General features: G+C 50.3%; 2 protein-coding genes. One reads left to right on the forward strand and one right to left on the reverse strand.

The features are described from left to right. Positions 1 to 88: 88 nt before the first annotated feature. A complete protein-coding gene (locus tag Q0R57_RS14415) occupies positions 89 to 3,301 on the reverse strand; it encodes a TonB-dependent receptor (protein ID WP_294749158.1) in 3,213 nt (1,070 codons plus the stop codon). Between the two features lie 231 nt (positions 3,302 to 3,532). Between Q0R57_RS14415 and Q0R57_RS14420 the strand changes: the two genes are divergently transcribed. Beyond that, positions 3,533 to 5,771 (forward strand): two-component regulator propeller domain-containing protein (locus tag Q0R57_RS14420; protein ID WP_294749159.1); only part of this gene is annotated, 2,239 nt, incomplete at its 3' end.

A 5,771-nucleotide genomic window follows, 5' to 3' on the forward strand; every position in this document is an offset into this window, starting at 1 on the left:
GAGGGAGAATAGTCCTGCTGCCACCACTTGATGTATGATATTCTTGGTTTTCATAACTTTTCTTTTTTACTTTTTTACCTTTTTACATTTAAAACTTTAGGTTCACGCCAAGGATGAACGAACGAGCCTTCGGATAGGCCGAACGGTCGTAGCCCATCACCATATTGTTCGATGAGATGTTGACCTCGGGGTCCTGACCGCTATAGCCGGTGATACAGAACAGGTTTGTACCCGTGGCATAGATGCGCAGACTCTTGGCACCGATGTGGCGTAGCACGCTCTGTGGCAGCGAGTAGCCCAGTGTCAGCGTTCCCAGACGCAGGTACGAGCCATCTTCGACAGCCCAGTCGGTGGTCACGCTGTTGTTCATCAGCGGATGCCACATCGTCTTGCCCTGGTTCAGTTCCTGTAGGCGGACGGGGTTGGCATACTCGCCATTATAGATGTTTAGGCCCGTCGTGGGGTCGATGACGGTAAAGCGCTTGTCCAGCGTCATGTCCGTCGACATGTTCTGATAGCGCTTCGACAGGTCGTAGCTGGTATAGTCAACCTTATTGATATTAAGCACATCGTTGCCATACGACCAGTTGAACAGCGCAGTCAAGTCTAAGCCTTTCCATCCCATGTTGATACCGAAACCACCTGTATGCTTTGGCTGTGCATGACCTATGACTTGGCGGTCGTTGTCGGCATCCACCTTGCCATCGCCATTCAGGTCCTTCAACTTCAGATGACCGGGCCCGAACCATGCTCCCGAGCGCGACAGCACGCCCGAGCAATCTATGGTGCCTTCATTGATGTCCCAGCGCTTGGTAGTCTCGTTGAATGTAAAGTCGTCGAACGAATAGTAGCCGTCACAGACATAGCCATACATCAGACCCACCTCGTCGCCTACGAATACGCGATAGTTGTCGCTACCCGTGCTGGGGAACGAGCCGCCTGAAAGAATCATCTCATCCTTGTCGGTGCCATACAACTTATCTACCTTGTTCTTGTTGAATGAGATGTTGAAGTTGGCATCCAGATAGAAGTCTTTCTTCTGAATCAGATTGGCATTGACGGTGAATTCGATACCACGGTTGGTGGTCTGACCCAGGTTCTGATACTGTGTATTGTAGCCCGAGTTGCTGGGCAGCTGTACCGACATAATGAGGTTCTTGGTCACGTCGTTATACCAGTCGATTGAGACATCCAGACGCTTCTTCAGCACTGTGAAGTCCAGTCCGATATTGGTGGAGTGTTTCGTCTCCCACGTCAGGTCCTCATTACGCAGTACGGTAGAGGGCTGCATGCTGCTCTGACCCGTCTCGCCCTGATAGTACAGGTTCTTTACATTGGTTACGGGACTGTAGGTCTGGCGCCAGTAGCTGCCTACGCGGGCATTACCTGCCACACCATGCGAGAAGCGCAACTTCAGGTTGTCGAGCCATCCCATAGTGGATTCCATGAACTTCTCGTCGCTGATGCGCCAAGCTGCTGCAAAGGCAGGGAACACACCCCATTTGTTACCCTCAGAGAACACATTCGTTCCGTCGGCACGCAGCGTGAAGGTCAGATAGTACTTGCCTGCATAAACATAGTTAGCGCGTCCGAAGTACGACAGCGTACGGCCGGGTTCTGCGATAGTGGTATAGGTGGGCTCCTGTGTACCGTTGTTCCACATGGCCAGGATGTTGTCCACGCTATAGTCCAGTGGATAGTAGTCGGACTCAATCTTCATATTGTTCGTCTTCGAATGGTTGGCCTCGAAGCCTGCCATAGCGTCCACATGGTGCTGGGCGAAGTCTTTCTTGAAGTTCAGCAACGTGCGGAACGTCCAGTTGTTGCCATCTGTATACTGACGCTTGGCTACGGGGAATCCCGAACGTCCGTTGGCCTCACCGGTGTTAGCTAAGAACACGTTGTCCTGACGGTTGTAGGTGAAACCGTATGTCCCTTCAGTGCGCCACGACAACCAAGGCATGATGTCCCACGTCAGTGCCAGATTGTAAGAGTTGTTAAAGAAGGTCTGTTTCTTATACTCGTTGGCAATATTATAGAACGGGTCGTTCAGGTTGCTGATATTCTCATAGCTCAGATCACTGGCATCACCCAGGTCGTCGATGCCCAGATCTGTCAGCGTACCAATCGAGGGATATTTCACACAGTCGCGCAGTTTGTTGCCTGCTGAGACGCTGGGACCGTTCACCACGCGATAAGTCATCTTGCTGTTGAAGTCGAGGCGTAGCGTCTTCGAGAACCTCTTGCTGATCTTGGCATTCAGGTTGTCGCGCTTGTAGTCGGACGACTGCATGATGTACGTCTCGTCATCGTGCGTATAGCTCAGACTATAAATAAGGTCATTGGAACCTCCATTGATGTTCACATTGTAGCTTTGTTTGAAGCCTGTACGGTCGAAAAGCTTCTTCTGCCAGTCGGTACCCTCACGGCTTTTATAGATGTCTATATCCTCCCAACGGCCATAACGGTCGAAGAAACTGGCATTATTGCCACTATCCAACTCGCGCTGCAGGTAGACATACTCGTATGGCGACAGCACCTCGGTCTCGTTATAAAAACGGTTCCAACCCAGCGTCACGTTGAAGTTTACTTCCGTCTTACCAGTCTTACCGCTCTTCGTGGTAACCAAGATAACACCATTGGCACCCTTGGCACCATAGATGGCCGTCGACGAGGCATCTTTCAACACGTCGACACTTTCGATATCTGTCGGAGGAATGTCGGCAATGCTTGATACCTGAAAGCCGTCGACGATGAATAGTGGTTCATTATTCTGTGTGATAGAGCCGCCGCCACGTACGCGTATCGTCACGTCTGCATCAGGCGAACCCTGAGTTGTCACCACATTGACACCTGCCAGACGACCTGTGATAGCCGAAGCGGCATTGGTGGTGGTGATGTGTTTCAATGTCTTCTCGCCAACCGACGAGATACTTCCCGTCAGGTCGCGCCGACGTGCCACACCATAACCCACAGCCACGACTTCCAATTCGCCGAGTGTCGTTTCGTCTTCTTCCAACGATACACTGAGCTGAGCACCCGGGACAGCTTTAACCGTCTTTGGTTTCATGCCCACGTATGACACGACAACCTGACGGCCCTTCCCTGATAGTTTCAGTACAAAATGACCGTCATAGTCGGTCACCGTCGCATTCTTCGGGTTGCCTGCCTCCGCCACCGTAGCACCGATGACAGATTCCCCCATCGCATCTTTCACTTGACCATTCACCTGACCACCTTGTGCATGGGCAACGATGGCGGCAAACAGTAACAGCATTGATAGAATAGTTTGTTTTACCATATTTTTTGATTTGTTATTAAATAAAATATTAACATTCTCTGAACTTTGGTTAGAGTGTGGCGTTGCATTGGCAGTAGTTTTTCCGATGCAAAAGTAGACAACAAACTGTTGCAGAAGGTTCAATAAAGTACGTTTGACGGTGAAAATAATACGGATTTTGCGATTTTCGGACGAAAATACTCTTATTTGAAATATATTTTGTACTTTTGTGCACTCAATTATTCTGCAACAATGAAGAAACTCATATTGCTACTGCTGATTTGTCTGTGTGTGCCATTGGCTGCATCTATCACTCACGACAATGACATACGTATTCAGCACTTCGGAGAAAGCGACGGTTTTTCCGAGGCACTGGTACAACACATGATACAGGACCGACAGGGCTATATCTGGCTGGCCACGTGGGACGGACTACGCCGCTATGACGGCTACCGCTTTGAGACCTTCAAGACACGTCCGGGCGACAACTGCCCTTTGGAAACCAACCGTATCAGCTATCTTGCGGAAGACGGCAACGGCAACATCATCTGTGGCTCGAACGGGAAATTCTACCTGTTCAATACCCAGTCGCACCGATTTGAAATATATAATAAAAAGGTAAAGACGAAAGTTTACCATGCATCGGAGGCTGTAAAAAAGCTGGTAGCGCAAATCAAAGACTACGAAAACATAGAGGTCCATATCCTGCTGACAGACCGCCAGCAAGGCATCTGGACCTATACACACCGCGGATTGGAAAGACTGTCGCAGACATCGCAGACCGCCAGGACACAAAAGATTGCGCAACAGGGCGAGGAGGTGGTCAGTGCCCTGCTTACCGACAGACAGAACCAGTTATGGGCTGCCGACAAAAACGGCTATATCCGCATCAGTCGGAAGGGAACTCCCATGCGATGGCTGGCTACCGACGGTACGCTACATACTACACCCGTATGCTTTGGCAATGCCGCCTATTGCCTGTATGAAGACAGTAAGGGTATCGTTTGGATTGGTGCCAAACCCGGCGGTTTGTTCCGTCTGACACCTGCTAACGGACGTTTCATAGTAAAACGGTTCGTTCCCGACGAGTATGATGCCTACAGCATCAACAACGAATCCGTCTACGGCATTGCCGAGGATACCGAACACCGACTTATCATTGCCACTTTTGGGGGCGGCATGAATATCGGTATTCAGCAAACCGATGGCAGCATGCGTTTCGTCCACTGCGGCAATCAGCTGAAGATATATCCAAAGGATGGACTACGAAGCCGTTGCGTGTGGCTGCTCAGTGACGGCACCGCCTTGTTGGGAACCAATGATGGCCTCTATACCGTATCGCTTAACGAACCCTACGAGAAGATGCATTTCTACGTCAACCGCCGACAGCCCGACAGAGCATCGAGCCTTAGTAACAACTATGTGATGGAAATACTGCAAACACGTAAGGGCGAGTTCTTTTTGGCCACATCTGGTGGGGGCACAGAGAAAATCCTCTCCCGAAAACTGCTGAGCGACACTATTCGTTTCCAGCATTATTCCGTTTCAGAGGGTATTGCCTCCGATATGAACCAGACACTGGCTGAAGACCGTGACGGCAGTCTCTGGATTGTATCGGCAGGATCACTCAGCCTTCTCAATACCTCAACAGGCGTAGCCACCAACTATTGGCGACTGCTCTCAGATGCCGGTGAGGTATTTACTGAAGCTACCCCCGCCCTGCTGTCGGACAGCAGTATGGTACTTGGTACCACACAAGGCACGCTGACGCTCCATCCACAGCAGATGGCCAAGAGTCGTTTCGTGCCAAAAATTGTATTCGACTGTGAAAAGGAGATACGGCTCTCGCCCGACGAGCGTGACATCAATATCCGCTTTGCTGCCCTCGACTACAACAAGAACGAAGAAATAGTCTATGCCTATCGTATGGAGGGTATCGACCAAAAATGGCGGTATACCCGCAACAACGAAATCAACTATGCCAGTCTGGCGCCAGGTACCTATACGCTACACGTCAAGTCCACCAACGGTGACGGTGTGTGGGTTGACAACGAAGAGACCATTGTCCTGCACCGTGCTGCACATTTCAACGAGACACCATGGGCCTGGATGCTGTACGGACTGCTGACGGCTTTGCTGATCTTCATAGTCGGGGCTACCGTCAAATACATCCGCATGCTACAGCGAGAACTTAAAGATACCAGGTTGACCAGCAAAGAACAAATAGAACTTTTAGGTGCACAACTCAAGCAGCTGCTGCCCATTACGGAAGACGTGAAAGAAATACATGAGGAAGACGGACAACTCAGTCATGAAGACCGTCAGTTTGCCAATAGACTGAAAGATTTCGTCACTAAGAATATCGACAATGCCAGTCTCTCCGTGATGGATATGGCACAGGCCATGAATGTCAGCCGTACCGTGCTCTTTGTACGGATGAAGCACATCTTCGACAGTTCGCCCAACAACTACTTGCTGAATACTCGCATCA

The organism is uncultured Prevotella sp., from assembly GCF_946407605.1.
In the GTDB taxonomy this organism is placed as follows: domain Bacteria; phylum Bacteroidota; class Bacteroidia; order Bacteroidales; family Bacteroidaceae; genus Prevotella.

Excerpts from the sequence above, each read along its gene's own strand:
- Q0R57_RS14415 (WP_294749158.1), bottom strand. The coding sequence starts at position 3,301 with ATGGTAAAACAAACTATTCTATCAATGCTGTTACTGTTTGCCGCCATC.